We start from the raw sequence: 19,256 nt of genomic DNA on the forward strand, positions 1-19,256 counted from the left end.
TCACCCGTTAGTTAAACGAGATAAACTATCTTTGCTACATATAAAAGGAACTTTTCGACATAACAAAAATGCAGATTATACGCATAAACAATAGCATAAAAGTCTACATATTGATTAAGTCTGTACCATATGAGTTGTCGATTGCACAAAGCCATTCGCCTTGTGAATTTTTCTTAAACACATAGGTTGACCTTCTATCCATAGAATATTCCGTTTCATTTTTATCAGCCTCAAGTAGCGTTTGGGAAATAACTAATGCAGTATCTCCAGCTTCTAAAATAATCATTTCTCCCTGTGCTGGGACAAGACTGTTATTAAAATATTTCGCAATTTTAATAAATGCTTGTTTGATTTCCTCTTTTCCTCGTGCAATCATATCTGGTTTTACTACCAGAATCGCATCATCAGTATAGTAATTCTTCAGAGTATCAAAATCTTCCTGCTTTATTGCTTTATCACACTTCTTGATAAACTCCTTTAATTCGTGTTCCAAATTACACCACTCCTTATCTTTATAATTTTAAATTCTCCAATTAAGTTCTAATATCCTTGTTCCACTAAACTGCCCCGTTACTTCAATAAGAAAAGAGCCAGTAATGGCAGTTATCTTTGCCTACTTATAGATCTTTTTGATTAACATTTAGTTCAATCAAATTACCATCTGGATCGGCACAGAAAATTTGTGCGTATCCACTTTTTCCGTTTGGTTTTTCAAGGATTTCAACTTCATTCTGTTTTAACCATTTAAGAGTGTCATAGTAGTTCTCAACTCCAAGAGCAAAGTGACCTTCTCTGCTGGATAAGCTTTTATCCTTACGAATCGTCTGTGAAGAGGGATCGACTATCAAGTGAAGTTGATGTCCCTCTATTTCATACCAAGCACCTGGAAAATCAAAATCAGGACGCTGTATTTCTTTTAAACATAATGTTTTACCATAGAATTCTTTTGCTCTTTCCAAATCTGTCACAGTAAGACTAACATGATGGAGGCATTTATATTTAATCAAAATCTTCACTTCTTTCATTTCACCAATTTATTTTTTACCTTAGTCGTTTTGTGGCTAAGTAAACATCAATCAACTGAACCCATTGATTGATGTTGATGGAAATTATCTTGTATATTCCGTTTTCCCCTTTCATTCAGAAAAAAAGTTTGAACTTTTCACTGTAGACCTTAAACCTGGCTTTAGTCATATATCCGAAAAGCATATAGGTGAAGAATATGTACTTATACAACGTGGTATACTTACGCTCAATGTTTAAGGTGAGAAGTTTGTATTAAACACTGATGAAACTATTAAATTTAACGCAAATACTGAACGCACCTATACAAACGATTCTGATGAACTGGTTAGATTCTATATAATTATCTCTTATCCCGACTAATATCTATGTCTATTTTCTAGGTTAGTTTGATAGTCTGGTCGCAAGTATCCGTTATTCAAGAACACATATAATAATATGTTTCGTGAAGATAAAAAAAGTGCTTGCTCTATCCAATAGAAGTTACTCTATTAAATGGTCCTTTAACGAAGTAACATAACTGGCGTTGTTATCAGTCCCATATTCATGAAAAGATTGCGAAAGTAAGATCATAGTACCTACAAACATTCCTCTAAGAAAAAGACGTTCATGAAGTCTAGTCTGTGACTTTGTGAACATCTAGATTTTTAAATGACTTTATATTAATCTAATTCAAAATAACTACAAACTACTTCCCCAACAGATTTTGCTGCAACGAGAAGGGCATCTTCGTCGATATCGAATTTCGGATGATGATTGAAATACACCTTCTCTACTCCTTGAGGTTTACAGCCAATGTAAAAGAAAGTACCTGGAATCTTTTCTACATAATAAGAAAAGTCTTCTGAGCCAGAGAACATTGGGTATTCGCTTATTTCCCTAATTTCTGGTTCTTTACTGTTTTGAAGACTTGTCACAACAGCTTTGGTGATTTCTGGATCATTGATTAAAGGCGGATAATCAGCTGTATAAGTAAGTTCGCATTGAACAGCAAATTCAGTTTCGATACCGCGGACAAGACGGTGAATTTCTTGCTCAATCAACTTTTGTGTTTTTTCTGTCATATAGCGGACATCACCTTCTAATTCGATCCGATCCTTTATGACATTAAAAGAACCTTTGCCATCAAATGAACCAATGGTCACGACTCCCATATCGAAAGGATTTAATCGACGGCTAATGACGGTTTGTACAGCAGTAACAAAATGAGCACCAGCAACGATCGCATCATTTGCTAAATGAGGTGAGGAGCCATGACCGCCAACACCTTGGATAGCTAATTTGAAATACGTTCTCCCAGCCATCGCATACCCACTTCGATATCCAATATGGCCCACTGGATTATCCGGGAATAAATGGACTCCATAAACTGCGTCTAAGTCATCTAGTAATCCCGATTCCATGATACTTTTTGCTCCACCTGGTGGTACTTCTTCAGCATGTTGGTGGATAATTTTGATCGTACCTGAAAGCAATGACTTTAATTGAATGAGACAATCGGCAAGTACTAGCATATAAGCTGTGTGTCCATCATGGCCGCATGCATGCATGACACCATCATTTTTCGATTTAAACGGAAGTTCCGTTTCTTCCATAATCGGTAGTGCATCAAAATCTGCTCGTAATCCAATCGTTTTTCCTGGTTTTTCACCTTTAATCGTCACGATGATGCCATACCCATTCCCCACATTCGTTTGGATGTCGACGTCTTTCCCTTGATAAAAATCAATAATATATTGAGCCGTATTTTGTTCTTTAAAGCTCAACTCTGGGTTTTCATGTAAATAACGACGAATTTGGATCATTTCTTCTTTACGAGCTTCTAACATTTTCATTAAATAGTTTTTCATATTCGCCTTCTCCTTCTTATGTATGATTCAGTATGATCTTCCTAGTAAACTTTTCATTGTTTGAATGACAATCAAAAGTAAGCAAGTAAAACCCTTTTACACAGTGATTTAGCCTACTACATCCAATTGGAAGATCATGACTCTACGTAAAGTATATTTTAAAATAATATTTACCGCAAATATATTTGAATAATTCAGAATTTTTATCGATATAATATTTTTATAGTATTGATAATATAGTAGAGTAGATGAATTACTTATCAAAAAAATCAGGGAGGAAATGTGCATGAAATTTATCCATCTACTATCTCTCATACCGTTTATCGGGATGTTAGGGTTACCGTTTGTTAACAAAATCGAACCTTATGTGCTTGGTATGCCATTCATTTTATTTTGGGCTGTCATGTGGGTCGTCCTTACATCTGTCATTATGGCCATCATCTTTAAACTTGACCCAAATAATAAAGAAGGTGATACATCGTGAATGCAGCTATTTTCATTATTTTCGACTTTCTACTATTTTCAATTGTTTTGGGTATTCAAGCGAGAAAAGGAAAAAACATGGATTTGGAGCAATGGTCTGTTGGGGGACGTGGTTTTGGGACGATCTTTGTCTTTCTGTTAATGGCATACAGCTTTATCACTCAATTGTTCCCAGCGATTGTTTTTAGCTTTATGAAAAATAACTTTGTAACCAAACAAGGTGCTGCAACTGGGATGATTTTTGGCGTTATTACCGTGGCATACATTACCATTAAACAAGGGACGATCGCGACGATGTTTCCATCATTCCCACAAGTGATTCAAGATTTAAACGTTGGGATAATTGCTCTAACAATAAATATTGTCATAACAGTCATTGTCAGTCTTTTTACAAACAAAAAAGTAACAGCAGATACCAGAAAAGAAAATTCACAATCCGCTTGATGAATAGATTGGATATTCAATGATTTAAGTGGAACTGTTCAATTTATTAATAAAATGGTGATAACAGTCCAAGTAAGAAAATTATTTATTCGATAATTAATCATGAAATGAGAAGTTAACCATTGATTAAGGGGGACAGATATATAAAAGAGCACCCTCCTTTCTATATTGTTCAACTATTTCATTTGATGCATTGTTCTGCGATTAATTGATATGATTGATGCTTATCCTTTGGTGAATAAGTGATGGTTACAATCATGATTTCATCTGCTAATACATGGGATTGAATCTTTATTAGCTTACTTTTCACCTCATTCGGATTGCCTATAATCATTTTCTTTTTTATTCTTTCAATTGACTCTTGATCACGTGGATTTAATTGAAATTCTTTAGCTTCATCGACAGAAGGAACACCCCGGCTCCCTTTCCTATTCTCGTTTTGTAGTTGCCAAGTAATCGAACTTAAGGCAATTTCTTCTGCCTTCTGAGTAGTTTCTGCGCAAATTACTGATAAAGCCATAATGACGTAAGGTTTTTGGCCTTTTTTTCTTGGTTGAAATGAATGACGATATTGTTGGATGATTTCTTCCCCGTTTTCATCACTCATAAATTGTCCGAAACAATAAGCTAAACCATTTTCCGCTGCAAAATTTGCACTTTTTTTACTCGTTCCTAGCATCCAAAGTTCAGGACTAATTTGTGGTAACGGAGAAGCAGGTAATATGGACTCCTCATTATCTATGTATTTAATTAATTCTTTTACTAAATCGGGCATTTTATAAACATTTTCCAAAAAGTTGTCTGATAATGCATTTGATGCTTCAGCAGGACCACCCGGTGCCCTCCCGATTCCTACATCAATTCGATTTGGAAATAGAGTGGACAGCAAGTGATAGGTTTCTGCCACTTTATATGGCTTATAATATGGCAATAAAACCGCCCCAGAGCCAATTCGTATATTTTTTGTGTTAGCTCCAATATAACCTAACATCACCTCGGGTGCGGAGCATGCAAGCCCTGGCAATGCATGATGTTCAGCAATCCAATAACGTGAATATCCTAATGTCTCCCCTATTTGTGCAAGTTTCATTGATTCCTGTAGTGCATCGTGTGCCGTTTGATTAGTTGAAATGGGAGATTGATCTAAAATGCTTAATTTCATAAAATGAAATTCCCCCTCTTCTATTTTGTTCCTTCTTTTAAAGTCAGTTTAAATTCGCCTATTTGTCCTTTTTCGTATAGATTTGTAATAGATGTTGAATATTCTTGGATCGTTCCGTGGAACTCAAGATGTTTCTCGGGTACTATTACATCAAATGTTCCTTTATAAAGAAGTGTTGTTATGTCATGGTAGTCGTCACTTGTAACATAAAAAGTTACCGAAATTTCAATTCCATTGTTTTCTTTTTTCTCTTCATATTGTGTGATTTTGATTTTCGTATCATTTAGTTGAATTTCCTTAACCATTTCATCATCATCCCTTTCCCCAAAAATAATAACACATCCTTAACCAGTCAATGAACTCTATAGCTTAGAAATGAAGCGTGTGATATACATTTGTCGTTTTCTACACGCTCATATTGACCAGTTGCTATATAACCTGCTCCAAGACTTAGCCCATAATCGAGGAAATCTTTAATTTTTATTTCTTTATTGCACATAACATCCGGATTGGATGTTATCCCACATCATATTCTTCAAGAAAATAAGTAAAGACTTTTTGTCATGCCCTTAGCTTCTTCACATCATTACCTATCTGTATGAGAAAAAATCCCAAGAGGAATTGAAAAAAATAACTATTTTAAGTTGAGATCGATATAAAAATTGAGCAAATAAAAAAACGCCATTTTAATCTAACTTTTTTAAAATGACGTTTCTTCATTTGCTGTTAAATATGTATTTGAGAGAAACTGTTAATATTGCTTTTTTCTAAAGCTCTATTTTATTCTATCGAACTAAAATAGGAAAATAACGAAAAAAATTAATGTGCATTCATTTCTTCTGCAATTTCTTCTCCACTTAGGTTAGAAAAATAATAGGTTGGCCAATTGTCTAATTCATTTAAAAGAATGCTATGATCTACATCTCCAAAATAAATATGGTAATGTTCTGCTTTTGTTGGATAAATACTATGATCACTGAATTGAACATGTTTTGGTACACCATCTACTTCTCCAACTAAATCAAATAAATAACGAACACCTCTATTTCCGGATTCATAAGTCAAAATTTCGTATCCATGATACTTATATTCTCCTGCTTTTCCTTCTCCATTTTTATAAAATGTCATCGTATCATCTTTTATCACGATTCGTTCAATGTCTGCTTCATACCCAACTTTATAATATTCTTTGTACTCTTCAAAGGTTTTATCTTTGTTTGTTTCTACTTTTTTCTGTAAGACCTCATCTAAAGTTCCATCTAATAAGTATGGATAGACTGATTGCCAATCTCCTTCCCAATCTGATAATTCTCTATCTTCAACTTCGTCATCTTCAAATATTCCTGAATATACTTCTTTCTGCTTTTCATCATCGTGATGATGGTTATGATTGGTATCTTCTGTAGATCCAGAATTAGAATCAGAAGAAGTAGGTTCAGAATCTGAGGAAGCATTTTCGACAGGTGTATCTACTTTTTCTTGACAGCCTGTAAGGACTATACCTAATAAGAAAAACACAAGTATTGATTTGATAAGTTCCTTTTTCATAAATAAACGATCTCCTTTTCCATTTTAATAATCGATATAAATCGTAACAATTACTATTTACACTTTATGAATATACTACGTTTAAAATATTCCGTCAATATAAAACGAAATGATTTTGATTTGTGTTTTTTATTTAATGAAAGATCGATATGAATCGATTTCATAATGCGTACTTTTAAAAAATCATAAAGAAATAGAATTTGAAATGATTTCTAAAAAAAACGAATGAAATTTCCGATTACGCCGTTGTGGATAGTTGAAGATGGTTGAGTCGATCAACTGCAAGTTTACTGGCATTGTACGCAATATGAACCAAGTTGAAATGAACTTTGGCTTTCTCTCCTGTACAAGGATATATCTGATCTAGTAGAATGTAGCCTTTGAGATAAGCATTTACACGTTCAATGGAACTTCGTTCTATAGATTTTTTCATCCCATTTCACCGACCCTCTTGCAGGTGCTGTATAACGTCTGAGATCATCTGTGATTTCCTTTTTATAGACCTTCTGACATAGACTGTCGTTGGCTAATGGACACTTCTGACATTCAATTGGTCGTGTGTATTTCAGCATTTTGTACTTCGCATCGAAGCTGTCGTACCGATAGGAATGTTCCCGCACGCATGTCGGTGCGAAATACTTATCAAATCCCATTGACTCCGGCTCGTTCTTTTTATTATAGGTAATGATGGAATGCGCTTAGTGATTCGAATGATTAACGAATAGATCATCGCGGAGTAATTAAGCGATTGTTTAGGTCCGAATCGAGACTTTTTCATCACAATATCAGGGATTGGATGAATATCAATACCTGATAAAACCGAATTAAAACGTTGGGTAGGTTCTAAATCGAATAAAACTTGCATGTCAAATAGGGATTGTTGTCGTATAAAGGACAAAGGGGGACCTTCTTTTGATTGGTGAGTTAGTTTAGTCACTTACTCATTTCGACATTTGGGGAGGTCCTCCTTTTTTATTGCATTAAAACACTTGAGTTACAAGGGATCAGAGTTATGAAATTGATTCATTTAATGTATGTTTTGCTTTTTCAATGACATTCGTAATGTTTCGCCATTCTGCATATGGACCATTCATCCAACACAAAAACGACTAAAAAGTATTTTCTTAGTCGTTTTTGTGGTTATATTACCTAACTTCAATCTACCTTTTTAAAAGACTTCTCATGCTGAAGCAGCCATTCTTTTCTCCACAAACCACCTGCATAGCCTGTTAATTTCCCGTTTGAACCGATAATTCGATGACAAGGAATGACGATACTTAATCTATTTTTGCCATTGGCAGTTCCTACTGCTCTGACGGATTTTTCATTCTTAATGGCAACAGCAATATCTTTATAGGACCCTGTTTCGGCGTAAGGGATAGTTGTCAAAGCGTTCCATACCGTTTTTTGAAATTCTGTACCCTCAAAGTTATAAGAGAATGTAAATACATGACGCTCACCCTTAAAATATTCATCCAATTGATTAAAACAATCCACTAAAACCTTGGGTGTTTCATAGTTTACCGTATTGATGATTTCATCCCTCTCAACGAACATAATAGAACTAACCACTTCCTCTGAGCCCACTATCTCTATTACGCCAATCGGAGATTTGTAATCTAATTTATTCATATAAAGACCTCCAGAGATAAAAGGTAGCATACGCTTGCCAACCTTCCCAATTTGTTGCCACTTCTTTAATTTCCGCTATTGTCGGTTTACGCTCAAGCCCTAATTGAAGCTTTAAAGCATTATGAAGACCGACATCTGCTATCGGAAAGGCAGATGGATGGTGTAAACATTTCATCAGCACATAATCCGCCGTCCATGCTCCCACTCCCCTTATCGCCAGTAAAGACTTTTGTGCTTGCTGATACGCTGGTTCTTGCAGCAACATTTCTTTTGTTAATTCGCCATTTCTCATGGCCTTGGCAACTCCAATAACATATTCAGCCTTCCTAACAGTAAATTGAAGTGTTCTTAACTCCTCTATCCCTAAGGTGGCGATTCTTTCATATGTTGGGTATAGCCAAAAAGGATTTCCTTCAAAAGTAAGACATTCCCCAAAGTGTTCAACAAAGCGCTGCTTTAATTTGTACGCAAATGTTAAATTTATTTGTTGCCCCATTATTGCCCAAGTCAACGCTTCGAATAAGTCTGGTATACACATCATCCGTAATCCATAATATCTCTTGTGAATTTGTTGCAATATCTTATCTTGGTTAGCTACTTCATAAAAAAGGCTCAAGTCTTGATCCAAATCAAACCATTCCCATATATACGCTACTACTTCTTCATGACTGGTGATAGACAATGGGTGAATGGGAAAGTCTACATGAATTACATCTTGAGTGAAACCAATTCTACACAAGATTAATTCTCCATTTACTTTTATCAGCTTATATAATAAACCATCTCTAATTTGATGTAACACTTCTTTATGAGACCTGCCCAAGAATACTAGGCATTCTTCAAAATTGAATTCCTTCGGTGGATGTATCTCAATAAATGATCCGTGATTGCTCCATTGCATTACAGTAGCTCCTTTTCGGCGAGAATACGATATTCACTTGGTGAACAATTCTTCAAACGACGAAACGCCTTATAAAAACTTGAGGGACTCTGAAATCCAACTTCATAGCAAATTTCAAGATTTGATCGATTTGCACTGCAAAGAAGATAGGCTGCTTTATCAATTCTTATTTTCTCCAAATAAGTACGCGGAGTTTCTAACGTTTCCTGCTTAAACAAGCGTTCAAGATAAAAAGGGCTTACACCGACATGATTCGCAATATCCTGTAACACCAACTTTTGTTTATAGTGATTGATTAAGAAGGCAATTACATTTCTGACCAGTTCAGCATGCGGGGAATGATCGACTTCTGGCCGACATCTTTTACAAGCACGAAAACCAGCATGCTCAACTTTGTTGATGTCATAGTAGAAATCCACATTTATCTTTTTCGGCTTTCTAGATCTACACGATGGTCGACAGTATATTTTTGTGGTTTTCACTGCCGTAAAAAATAATCCATCATACTTTTGATCGCAAGCCATGACTTTATCCCACATTTCATCAAAAGAAAGATTGAGTGTATCCTCCATTGAATTCCCCGCCCTTTCTAAGTCAGTCCTCATATAACAATGAGGTATCTTTTGACTCCATTAATTGTGCAGCATTGCTGTCTAAAAAGGAAATAATTTTATCAGATAATGCATTACCAAAGCTAAAACGTTGCACGCCTAATTCCTGCAGCACATGACAATTTGTAAGTCCTGGTAAAGACAATACATTAATTGGAGCGTGTACTGTCAAAGTGATTTCTTTTATCTCATCATAGTCAATCAACCCAGGGACAAATATTCCACTAGCTCCACTCTCTACATAGGCCTTTGCACGATTTACCGTTTCAAAGAAAGGATTTTCTGTTTGAAAGTATGTATCGGTTCTAGCATTAATATAAAAATCTTGATATCCATGATTATCTAATGCCGTTCTGATTGCTGATAAAAGATGACAATGTTCTTTCATTGTTCTGAGCCCCATTTGTTTCTTGCATGAATCCTCTATATTGATGCCAGCAACCCCAACATCAGCCGTCCTTAAAACATTTTCAATAATCGTTTCCTTGTCTTCCCCATAGCCTGCCTCAATATCTGCGGAAACAGGTATTTTCACATTTGCTGTAATCGTTTTGATGACTCCAAGATGTCTTTCAAAATCAATTAATTCACCGTCTGCATATCCAAACGAGTTCGCAATTCCCCAACTTGTTGTACCAATTGCTTTAAATCCTGCCTTCTCGAGCGTTAAAGCAGATAACAGATCCCATGCATTTCCTAAAAATAATATTTCTTTTGACGAATGTAATTTATTGAATTCCTGAATGGTAGTCATTCTAACTCCTCCTAATGGTTGTTTACCTCTATTTTAACAAGGAGCCTACACCTATTGCGTCCTCATTCTTGCGCTTATGGTCTACAAAGAAAAAAATGCCAGGTACTCGAATGATTCTAAATTCGATGAGTACTGGCACTTTTTATTTGATTACATTCACTTTCTCTCCAAAACAGCAAAGTAATTGCCTTCATTATCCGCAAAGTTAAACACTCTGCCAGAAGGTATTGTCACCAATCAATGTGATCATTCTCGAATAGGAAGCCTCAGATGGAATCTCATCTGATACCCGGAATCCACAATCAACCTTAAATCGTAAATCTGTAGAGAAACGCTTTACTAGGTCCTTTATGAAAGGAATGCGCTCGGGGATTCGAATGATTAACGAATAGATCATCGCGAAGTAATTAAGTGATTGTTTAGGTCCGAATCGAGACTTTTTCATCACAATATCAAGGTTTGGATGAATACCAATGCCTGATAAAACCGAATTAAAACGCTGGGTAGGTTCTAAATCGAATAAAACTTGCATGTCAAATAGGGATTGTTGTCGTATAAGGGACAAAGGGAGACCTCCTTTTGATTCGAGAGTTAGTTTAGTCACTTACTCATCTCGTCATTTGGGGAGGTTCTCCTTTTTTATTGCATTAAAACACTTAAGTTACAAGGGCTCAGAGTTATGAAATTGATTCATCTATATTATTAAATAAATTTTTAAAAATAATATACTTAAATAAACCCCGAATATTCTTCAATAGGTAGGAACGCTTTTTACGACGAATGGGTGCTTTAGTTTAAGAAAAAAGGGCGTCTATTTCAAGACGACCTTTTTTCATTTTTATTGTTCATTTAAATTGCCATCGTTTGTAAATAAGCTGTTGTATCAAGCCATTTTTTAAAAGAGCACCAAAATGGAATTATTTGATAATAAAGGGCGGTTTTCTTTAAATGCTCGTTGTTGATTTTGGCACTACCATTGATTGGAGTGAAAGGAGTGAGACTCCTACAGAAAGCGAGTACCTGTAACGGAAATCATCCCAGGATAGTAGTATAAATATAATTTAAAAGCAACGAAGTTTATGTAAACGGCCATGTAAAAAAACATCTATCCAGAAGATAAATGCTTTAACAAAAGTATATAAGAACATCAAGCAATCTTGATTCTTCTTAAGAAGTTATAATGGTCATTCCTTTACATTACGTTGGCTATTTTCAGCTAAATATTTAGCATATTGAACCGTATTTCTCGCTACATCTAATTCGCAATTAAATATGATTGGCGCACCTGGTCTCCAATTTACTTCAAATAACCACAATTTTTGATTTTCATCCATTCCAACATCAATCCCTAATTCATCCAATGACACATCATCATACAAAGAATCAAAGTGGTTCGAAAAACTTATTGCGAAATATTCAAGTGTTTTTTTTATATTATACCAAGAATCATTGAATTCTTTTTGTAAAAAAATATCCAGATAACCAGTATACCCCCCACTTCCGATATTTGGTGCAATGCTTCCTATAGTTCCTATGCGTGGATATATTGAGGTAATGACCCACTTTCCTTCGCCATTTTTTTGTACATGCAATCGGAAGTCATATACTTGGCCCGTTTTAATTTGACAGGAAATGAACTGTTGAGCTAGATACTGTTGTTCTTGAATCTTTCGAATTGTGAATTCGACCAATTCTTGCTTAGTATAAATAGATATGTCCCCAGTTTCATTCACTCTGTATTTATCATTTCCTTCCTTTTCAATAAAAACGATCCCTTTTCCCTGATTCCCGGATACTGGTTTCATAATTACTTTTGGATAAAGACGGACCATTTGCATAAATCGTTTAGCGTCTATTAAATCCATAGAAGGGATAAGATATTGCGCAAACATTTCCCCTTTTTTTATCAGCTTATTAACATATGATTTATCACCAACTGAATGACTTGTAAAAGGAATGATTTCTGCTAAAAAATCCACGATTTCTTCTGCTTTATCCGTTAAAGGATAGCTGGCATTATAGATGACGTCAGGAAAAGGGAACTGCTTTTCCTGCCAAATTCCGTTCTCATATATTTTCCCATTAATCGTTCGGTTTTTCATATTTACTTTCCCAGGCGTGAAGTAAAAGAAGGGTATTCCTTCCGCTTTAGCTACTGCTGAGTAAGCATAAGCTCTTCTCACTTTTTGCGGATCCTCCCGATGGTGAAGCATGCCAATTAATGTCATAACCGTTTATCCCACCTTTATAAAATGCTGTTCTTTAAAAATATAAAACAAGGCTAATCTTTATTCCTATTTTTCAAATTATTGAGAACAATATTGGACCAACTTATATATTCTATGAGTATAGATTTAAAACAGCAGAGACAGGTGGGGTAACATGACTTTATGAATACGATTATCTTTATTAGCTCTAATAAATCAGGATCCAGCAGAGAAGCTATAAAAGCTGCAGAGCGTCTTGGCTATTTAACCGTGCTATTTACAAATAAACAACATTTTATTGATCAAAGATTGGAATTTCCCGATGTTCATCAAATGATCTTCACAGAGCTATCTGATTTTGAGGCGTTAACAAAAGGGATTCAAAAATTACAAAATCGCGGACTAGTGATACAGGCAATCTTAAGTTTCGTAGATCCCTATGTAAATATCGCAGCAGCTTTAGAAGAAAAATTCTGTACAAGCGTTGTTTCTACAAATCCAATCCTGAATATGGAGGATAAAGTTTTAACAAGAAATCTTCTTAAAAGCCTCCGATCTTCACCTTACTTTACCGTTTATACACCAGAAGATTCCTCAAAAGATTTCCTTAAGGAACAAAAAAATCATCTACCATTAATAGTGAAATCTCCTATTTCAGCTGGATCGAAAGATGTCTTACTGGCAAATGACATCTTTCAACTAAACTTAGCAATAAATAAACTATTAAATAAGTATAATGATACACCTATTTTAATCGAAGAATTTTTAACAGGCCCTCAGTATTTAGTTGAAACATTAGTACACGATGGAACTATTACTATCGTAGCTGTTATTGAACAAGAAATTACGTTCCAAGAACGTTTTATCGTAACAGGATATAGCTTGTTAGCTTATATGGACAAACAGTTTTTTGATCATCTCTATGAAACAGTTTGTACAATTGTAGAAGCTTTTGACATGAAAAACGGTGCGTGTCACCTCGAATTGCGTCTCGTTCGAGGGAGATGGAAATTAATCGAGATTAACCCTAGAATTTCTGGCGGTGCCATGAATCGCTTGATTGAGGTGGGATATGGCATTAATTTAGTAGAAGAAACCATTCAGTTATTTTTAGGTAATCAGCCGAATCTTACAATCAAACATCGTAAGTACGTGTATGTACAGTATCTAACTGTAGATATTGAGGGTAAATTGGTTAGTGTTACCGGGAAAAATCGTGCTAGTAAATATCCAGGGGTGCAAGAAGTGTTTATAAAACCACGCAAAGGAAAGATATTACGGCCCCCTTTATCGATGGGAGATCGTTATGGATACGTGTTAGCCTCCTCATATAATAAAGAAGAAGCCAAACAAATGGCGATAGCAGCAGCTAAAGAGATTCATTTTAATATTGAAAAACTATAATGATTACGGGCAAAACCTGAAAGAAACAAGAATCGCCTTTAGTTCCATTTCCCTTTTACAAATCGGACAGCCTATATAGGCCACTAAAACATCTAACTGGAGTTATTCAAAATATAGTGCTTCAATTTTCACATGAATCCCTATGAATCAAATGAAAATTAAATTGTCTCATAATGATTAAAACGTATAGGATTTACTCCGTGCTTCTAATGTAAGTGAGGTTAGAGGTTATGATCGGTTTATTCTAGTACTAAAAAAATAGTAAGTAGATGTAAAATATAAAAAGACATGAGCATCATACCTATGTTTGTAAAAGCTTATCCTTTTGCGAAAGTCATTTTCATAGACTTTCGCATTTTTTATTTTTAGTGATTTCTTCAGTAATAGTAATAGCACTGGCGTTACAGCGAAAGGGATCATATACATGTGATTCTTGTCAGCTTGTTTTAACTTGGTGAAATGCAAAAGAGACAAAAGTTATTTTATAGGTTATGACCTCACACTCTATACATCGTTTACCATGTCATATAAACGATATATAATCGAACTGCCAAATTATTAGAGAACTATTGCTGTCATCATTTGTTTTTTTAAAATTTCCGCTGCTTCTCTCGGATCATCTGCTTTCATAATCGCCGATACAATCGCTGCACCACAAATACCGCTATCGAGAATTTGTGGAAGATTGGCAGAGGTTACGCCTCCAATCGCGACAGCTGGAATGGCAACAGCTTGGCAAATCATTTTCAGTGCTCCATGCTGTAGCATCGAAGCATCCTTTTTTGTTACAGTTGGGAAGACTGAACCTACCCCAATATAATCAGCTCCCTCTGCTTCAGCAATCAAGGCTTGTTGGACATTTTTAACAGAGACACCTATCTTCATGGACACAGGAACTAGTTTCTTTACGACAGATAAAGGGATATCACTTTGCCCAATATGAATGCCTTCTGCTTCTACTGCAAGCGCAATATCAACGCGGTCATTTATGAAAAGTGGAATGGAATAAGTCGCAAGTAATTGTTTAATTTTTAACGCTTTTTCATAAAAGACTTTTCCATCGGCTGTTTTTTCTCTTAATTGAACAGCTGTAACTCCTCCAAGAATGGCCTCTTCAATAATTTGCTCAAGCTTTCCAAGCGGGATCGATTCCTCTGTGACAAGATAGAGGCTAAGATTATCTCGTAGCATACTCATGTAATTGTACCTCCTTCATCCAAGTCGCTCCGTTCATCAGCGAGATCGTATCAATTAATTTCATTCGGAAAGTCCCAGTTCCTTCTCCTTCTGATAGCTTCTTTGCAGTTAATTCACCAGCAATACTCATGACGGAAATTCCCGCTACTGCTGCATCAAGCATCTGATCTGTAACCCCTGCGAAGCAACCAATTAAGGAAGTCGCCATACAGCCTGTTCCTGTCACTTTCGTCAATATCGGATCGCCATTATTCACTAAAACAGTCGTTTCACCGTTACTAATTGCATCTGTTCTACCACTTACAACGATTGTACTGTTTAGTTCTACCGCTGCCCGCGCAGCAAGGTCTGCTCCTGCTAGAGATACCGTACCTGAATCAACACCTCGCGTCAGACTTTGCCCTCCTATTAAACTATAAATTTCACTGGCATTCCCTCTAATAATGCTCATCTTCACTTCATGAAGAATCTTCTCAGCCATCTCGATTCGATAAGGTGTTGCCCCAGCGCCAACAGGATCAAGAATGACCGGGATATGAGCAGAGTTAGCAGCTTTTCCAGCTAAAATCATTGCTTCACAGGAATCGGCGTTAAGCGTCCCTAAATTTAAGACAAGGGCATTTGCAATTTTCGCCATATCTGCGGCCTCATTGACACTAGATGCCATAACAGGAGAGCCGCCAATAGCAAGGGTACTATTCGCACAGTCATTGATTGTGACCGAATTGGTTATATGATGAACAAGCGGATTGGCACTTCGGACTTTCTTGAATAATAATTCGATTCTATTTTGCACGGTCATTCCCTCCAAATTTTTATGATTGGTGTACTTTCTGAAATTGATAGAAATGGTTGACTGGACCATGGCCATTCCCAATGGCAAAGCTGTCACGGATAGCTTGCGTAATATATTCTTTTGATTGACGGATGGCCGCCTCGATTTCAAGTCCGTTTGCCAAATTAGCGGCAATCGCTGATGAAAGGGTACAGCCCGTTCCATGTGTATTTTTCGTATGAATTCTTTCACCATTCAACCATGAATAATTTGTCCCATCATAAAAAAGATCATTTGGATCTCCGGCAGAGTGTCCACCTTTTAACAAGATGGCCTTCGCTCCTAATTGCTCGATAATCTGGCATGCTTCATATAAATCTTGTTTAGATTGAATCGTTATTCCCGCTAGCGTTTCCGCCTCTGGTATATTAGGAGTAACGAGCGTAGCCATTGGGAGCAAGCGCTTTTTCAACGCTTCTACAGCATCCTCCTCCAGAAGTTGATCCCCACTTTTAGCAATCATGACTGGATCAAGGACAATGTGCTGAGGTTTATATGTATCAAGCATTTCGGCAACCGTTTCGATCGTTTCGGCCGAACCGAGCATCCCAATCTTCACAGCATGAACTTCAATATCGTCAAAAACGGCAGATATTTGGTCGCGAATGATTTCTTGGCTCATCGTTTGAATCGAACGAACCTCTACCGTATTTTGGGCGGTGACAGCTGTGATAACCGACATGCCAAACACATGATGGGCAGAAAATGTTTTTAAATCGGCTTGAATTCCCGCTCCTCCTCCTGAATCAGAGCCTGCGATTGTGAGTGCTGTTTTCATAGAGTAACCCCTCCAAATATTTATTCTTCAAGAACACTTTTAATAAAATAAACGCAATACTTGCTCCTGCTAAAGAACTAATTGAAAACGCTGGTAAAAAGCCAAACAAAGCCACTTTTTTCCCTAAAAACAACAGGGCAAGTGGATAACAGGCAAGCGCTCCGATAATCCCGGTACCTATGACCTCACCTACACAAGCGAAACCAATCTTATTTGTATACCTGAATAATAGTCCTGCAAGCAAAGCCCCAATCATACTCCCTGGAAAAGCAAAGATAGAACCCGTTCCAGCCATGTTTCTAATAATAGAGACGAGCAAAGCTTGACCAATGGCATAGCCAGGACCTAACATAACGGCCGTTAATACGTTCGCTAAGTGTTGGATCGGAAAGATTTTGGCAAAGCCCATCGGAATAAAGACAAAGGAACTAGTCAGTGCTGTTAATGCTGTAATCATGGCAGTAAGTGTGAGCTTTCTAATAGAATTCATCGTTTCATCTCCTTTTTGTGTGCCCCATACATTGGCCAAAATAGTTTGGAGCATTTTAAGTGGTTTGTTTTAAAGAGCCACACACTCTGAAATAAAACCAAAAACCCCCTTCCTGAAAGTAGGAAAGGGGTAGATATCCACATATAAACTAACTGAGCTAATATCTCCACTTCCCTCCGCCGGCATGATCCGGTTCAGGTTCAAAGGGTCTAGAACAACGTTCCATCTCAGCCTCTTAAAGACTCCCCTAGTGCAATGTATATTTAATTACTGTCATCATACCACGCTGGAACAAAAATGCAATGCCTGAAAATTTGAAATTGATATTTTTTTAAGACGAGATAGGAAAATTGGATTCATGTAGCGCTTATTTATCCCGCATTAACGGGCAGTAATACCTCCGCCCCTTTTTCAACAGAAAAAGCCCTACAAAGAATGTTATTAAATGTAAAAGATATAATCCTCCGGCAAAACCCTTTTTAAGAACTTCTTTGTTCGTTCTTCTTTTGGATTCACAAAAATATCTTTAGGTGTTCCTTCTTCTACTACAACGCCGGCATCCATAAAGATCACTCTATTGGCTACATCTTTCGCAAACGACATTTCATGCGTGACGACTAACATCGTTGTTCCTTCATTGGCAATATTTTTCATGACGGTCAACACTTCACCGACTAGTTCTGGATCTAGTGCAGAGGTTGGTTCGTCAAATAGAATGATATCTGGATTTAAAGCGACCGCTCTTGCTATACCAACCCTTTGCTGTTGCCCACCTGACAATTCACTCGGGTATGCATGATACTTTTCTACGAGGCCTACTTTATCCAATGCTTTTTTGCCAATTTCAATCGCCTCATCTTTTGCCACTTTTCTTCCGATAATCAGCCCTTCTGTTACATTTTCCAATGCCGTTTTATTATTAAATAAATTATAATTTTGAAATACAAAGGCCACTTTCTGCCTAATTTCATGAATTTGCTTTTTGGACGCTGTTTTAAGATTGACATCAATATCGCCAAAAATGGCATGCCCTTGGTCTGCTTTTTCAAGAAAATTAATGCAGCGAAGTAATGTTGTTTTTCCGGAGCCACTTGGTCCAAGGATTACCACAACATCCCCTTTGTCTATTTGTAAATCCACGCCTTTTAAAATCTCATTATTACCAAACGATTTATGGATATTTGTAATCTCTAACATCATATCCACCTCCTATTTCATTTCAGACATTTACTGCTTTATACCTTCTTAATCGTTTTTCATATACCTTAAATAAATACTCTACTAAACTACATAAAATCAAGTAGACAAGGAAGATATCAATATAAGCCTCAACATAATTGTAGCCGACATTGGCTGCCACCTTGGCTCTTAATGTAATTTCTTGCAGAGACATGGCATACCCTAAAGATGTTGCTTTAATTAAATTGACTGTTGCTGTACAAATATTTGGTAAGGCGACAACTAATGTCTGTGGAATGATGATTCTTCTAAATGCTTGCACATTCGTTAATCCAACAGAATAAGCTGCTTCCAATTGTCCCTTGCTTACTGTGCTTAAAGCTGAACGGAACACTTCGATAAGAATCGCTGTCGTATTCAATGAGAAAACAATGAAAGCGTACCAAATTGGATTGACATCGTACACATTCATGTTGATGTTATATTTTTCAAATATCGAAGCAAGCAATAAAGGGACACTGCTATAGATGATAAATATTTGAATAATGACAGGTGTTCCTCTTACAAATGAAACATATATTTGTGCAAAACGATTTAAAACCGGAATCCGATTGATTCTTGTTAAGGCAAGTAAAAAACCTAATGGCAAAGCAATCAGTAATGATACAATCGTAATAATCAGTGCTATAGGCACCCCAGATAAGGCAACAAAAAATGTATCCACTAAAAACTGATAATTTAGACCTTCCGACACACTG

General features: G+C 36.4%; 21 protein-coding genes, 3 pseudogenes and 1 riboswitch. Of the genes and pseudogenes, 3 read left to right on the plus strand and 21 right to left on the minus strand.

From position 1 onward, the window contains the following. Window positions 1-103: 103 nt before the first annotated feature. The 3 genes from JNUCC23_RS18155 to JNUCC23_RS18165 form a co-directional block, all read right to left on the minus strand. On the minus strand, window positions 104-493 hold the full coding sequence (locus JNUCC23_RS18155) for a YybH family protein (protein WP_403068252.1): 390 nt from the start codon (window positions 491-493) through the stop codon (window positions 104-106). Between the two features lie 124 nt (window positions 494-617). Then, the gene (locus tag JNUCC23_RS18160; RefSeq protein WP_062182911.1) at window positions 618-1,007 is read right to left on the minus strand and encodes a VOC family protein; all 390 of its coding nucleotides are present in this window, start codon (window positions 1,005-1,007) and stop codon (window positions 618-620) included. Between the two features lie 678 nt (window positions 1,008-1,685). After that, window positions 1,686-2,873, minus strand: a complete 1,188-nt coding sequence (locus JNUCC23_RS18165; protein WP_454212838.1) for an amidohydrolase — start codon at window positions 2,871-2,873, stop codon at window positions 1,686-1,688. A gap of 286 nt (window positions 2,874-3,159) precedes the next feature. Between JNUCC23_RS18165 and JNUCC23_RS18170 the strand changes: the two genes are divergently transcribed. Continuing rightward, complete coding sequence (locus JNUCC23_RS18170) at window positions 3,160-3,357, plus strand: DUF3311 domain-containing protein (protein ID WP_454212840.1); 198 nt, start codon at window positions 3,160-3,162, stop codon at window positions 3,355-3,357. Next, complete coding sequence (locus tag JNUCC23_RS18175) at window positions 3,354-3,800, plus strand: hypothetical protein (RefSeq protein WP_454212841.1); 447 nt, start codon at window positions 3,354-3,356, stop codon at window positions 3,798-3,800. The genes JNUCC23_RS18170 and JNUCC23_RS18175 overlap by 4 nt, the downstream gene beginning before the upstream one ends. A 181-nt stretch (window positions 3,801-3,981) precedes the next feature. On the opposite strand, the gene JNUCC23_RS18180 is transcribed toward JNUCC23_RS18175, so the two are convergent. The 12 genes and pseudogenes from JNUCC23_RS18180 to JNUCC23_RS18235 all read right to left on the minus strand — a co-directional run bounded on the left by JNUCC23_RS18180 (window position 3,982) and on the right by JNUCC23_RS18235 (window position 12,636). Next, window positions 3,982-4,962, minus strand: coding sequence for an LLM class flavin-dependent oxidoreductase (locus JNUCC23_RS18180; protein WP_454212843.1), 981 nt, complete (start codon window positions 4,960-4,962; stop codon window positions 3,982-3,984). Between the two features lie 20 nt (window positions 4,963-4,982). Further along, window positions 4,983-5,267: a DUF3219 family protein gene (locus JNUCC23_RS18185; RefSeq protein WP_062175992.1), complete on the minus strand. Its 285-nt coding sequence runs from the start codon at window positions 5,265-5,267 to the stop codon at window positions 4,983-4,985. Window positions 5,268-5,365: 98 nt separating this feature from the next. Beyond that, a pseudogene (locus tag JNUCC23_RS18190) lies at window positions 5,366-5,520 on the minus strand (tRNA 2-thiouridine(34) synthase MnmA); the annotation flags it as partial. Between the two features lie 261 nt (window positions 5,521-5,781). Continuing rightward, entirely contained in the window at window positions 5,782-6,510 is a 729-nt protein-coding gene (locus JNUCC23_RS18195) for a metal-binding protein ZinT (RefSeq protein WP_403068236.1), read from the minus strand. 238 nt (window positions 6,511-6,748) lie between these two features. Then, window positions 6,749-7,202: pseudogene (locus JNUCC23_RS18200) on the minus strand (transposase); the annotation flags it as partial. A gap of 463 nt (window positions 7,203-7,665) precedes the next feature. Then, window positions 7,666-8,142, minus strand: coding sequence for a methylated-DNA--[protein]-cysteine S-methyltransferase (locus tag JNUCC23_RS18205; protein WP_403068233.1), 477 nt, complete (start codon window positions 8,140-8,142; stop codon window positions 7,666-7,668). Further along, window positions 8,135-9,043 (minus strand): DNA-3-methyladenine glycosylase family protein, encoded by a 909-nt coding sequence (locus tag JNUCC23_RS18210; protein ID WP_403068230.1) that lies wholly within the window; start codon window positions 9,041-9,043, stop codon window positions 8,135-8,137. The genes JNUCC23_RS18205 and JNUCC23_RS18210 overlap by 8 nt, the downstream gene beginning before the upstream one ends. Beyond that, entirely contained in the window at window positions 9,043-9,615 is a 573-nt protein-coding gene (locus JNUCC23_RS18215; protein ID WP_403068227.1) for a bifunctional transcriptional activator/DNA repair enzyme AdaA, read from the minus strand. Before JNUCC23_RS18215 ends, JNUCC23_RS18210 begins: the two co-directional genes overlap by 1 nt. Window positions 9,616-9,637: 22 nt before the next feature. Then, window positions 9,638-10,408, minus strand: a complete 771-nt coding sequence (locus tag JNUCC23_RS18220; RefSeq protein ID WP_454212847.1) for an isocitrate lyase/PEP mutase family protein — start codon at window positions 10,406-10,408, stop codon at window positions 9,638-9,640. Window positions 10,409-10,564: 156 nt separating this feature from the next. Further along, window positions 10,565-10,645: pseudogene (locus JNUCC23_RS18225) on the minus strand (VOC family protein); the annotation flags it as partial. Next, complete coding sequence (locus tag JNUCC23_RS18230) at window positions 10,614-10,940, minus strand: transposase (RefSeq protein WP_454216140.1); 327 nt, start codon at window positions 10,938-10,940, stop codon at window positions 10,614-10,616. The pseudogene JNUCC23_RS18225 and the gene JNUCC23_RS18230, both read right to left, overlap by 32 nt. Before the next feature lie 652 nt (window positions 10,941-11,592). After that, window positions 11,593-12,636, minus strand: coding sequence for a YheC/YheD family endospore coat-associated protein (locus JNUCC23_RS18235; RefSeq protein WP_454212849.1), 1,044 nt, complete (start codon window positions 12,634-12,636; stop codon window positions 11,593-11,595). Window positions 12,637-12,798: 162 nt separating this feature from the next. Here JNUCC23_RS18235 and JNUCC23_RS18240 point away from each other — a divergent pair, with 162 nt between their 5' ends. Next, window positions 12,799-14,019: an ATP-grasp domain-containing protein gene (locus JNUCC23_RS18240; protein ID WP_454212851.1), complete on the plus strand. Its 1,221-nt coding sequence runs from the start codon at window positions 12,799-12,801 to the stop codon at window positions 14,017-14,019. Between the two features lie 558 nt (window positions 14,020-14,577). Here the strand turns inward: JNUCC23_RS18240 and thiE are convergent. The 6 genes from thiE to JNUCC23_RS18270 all read right to left on the minus strand — a co-directional run bounded on the left by thiE (window position 14,578) and on the right by JNUCC23_RS18270 (window position 19,252). Then, window positions 14,578-15,216, minus strand: a complete 639-nt coding sequence (gene thiE / locus JNUCC23_RS18245; RefSeq protein WP_454212853.1) for a thiamine phosphate synthase — start codon at window positions 15,214-15,216, stop codon at window positions 14,578-14,580. After that, window positions 15,197-16,018 (minus strand): hydroxyethylthiazole kinase, encoded by an 822-nt coding sequence (thiM, locus tag JNUCC23_RS18250; protein ID WP_454212855.1) that lies wholly within the window; start codon window positions 16,016-16,018, stop codon window positions 15,197-15,199. The genes thiE and thiM overlap by 20 nt, the downstream gene beginning before the upstream one ends. Before the next feature lie 13 nt (window positions 16,019-16,031). Then, window positions 16,032-16,829, minus strand: a complete 798-nt coding sequence (thiD, locus tag JNUCC23_RS18255; RefSeq protein WP_454212857.1) for a bifunctional hydroxymethylpyrimidine kinase/phosphomethylpyrimidine kinase — start codon at window positions 16,827-16,829, stop codon at window positions 16,032-16,034. After that, window positions 16,798-17,319: an energy coupling factor transporter S component ThiW gene (gene thiW, locus JNUCC23_RS18260; protein WP_454212859.1), complete on the minus strand. Its 522-nt coding sequence runs from the start codon at window positions 17,317-17,319 to the stop codon at window positions 16,798-16,800. Before thiW ends, thiD begins: the two co-directional genes overlap by 32 nt. Window positions 17,320-17,473: 154 nt before the next feature. Beyond that, window positions 17,474-17,578: riboswitch (TPP riboswitch) on the minus strand. 182 nt (window positions 17,579-17,760) lie between these two features. Further along, window positions 17,761-18,516 (minus strand): amino acid ABC transporter ATP-binding protein, encoded by a 756-nt coding sequence (locus JNUCC23_RS18265; RefSeq protein ID WP_454212861.1) that lies wholly within the window; start codon window positions 18,514-18,516, stop codon window positions 17,761-17,763. 22 nt (window positions 18,517-18,538) lie between these two features. Further along, complete coding sequence (locus JNUCC23_RS18270; RefSeq protein WP_403068203.1) at window positions 18,539-19,252, minus strand: amino acid ABC transporter permease; 714 nt, start codon at window positions 19,250-19,252, stop codon at window positions 18,539-18,541. Window positions 19,253-19,256: the final 4 nt, after the last annotated feature.

Source organism: Peribacillus sp. JNUCC 23 (assembly GCF_053653995.1).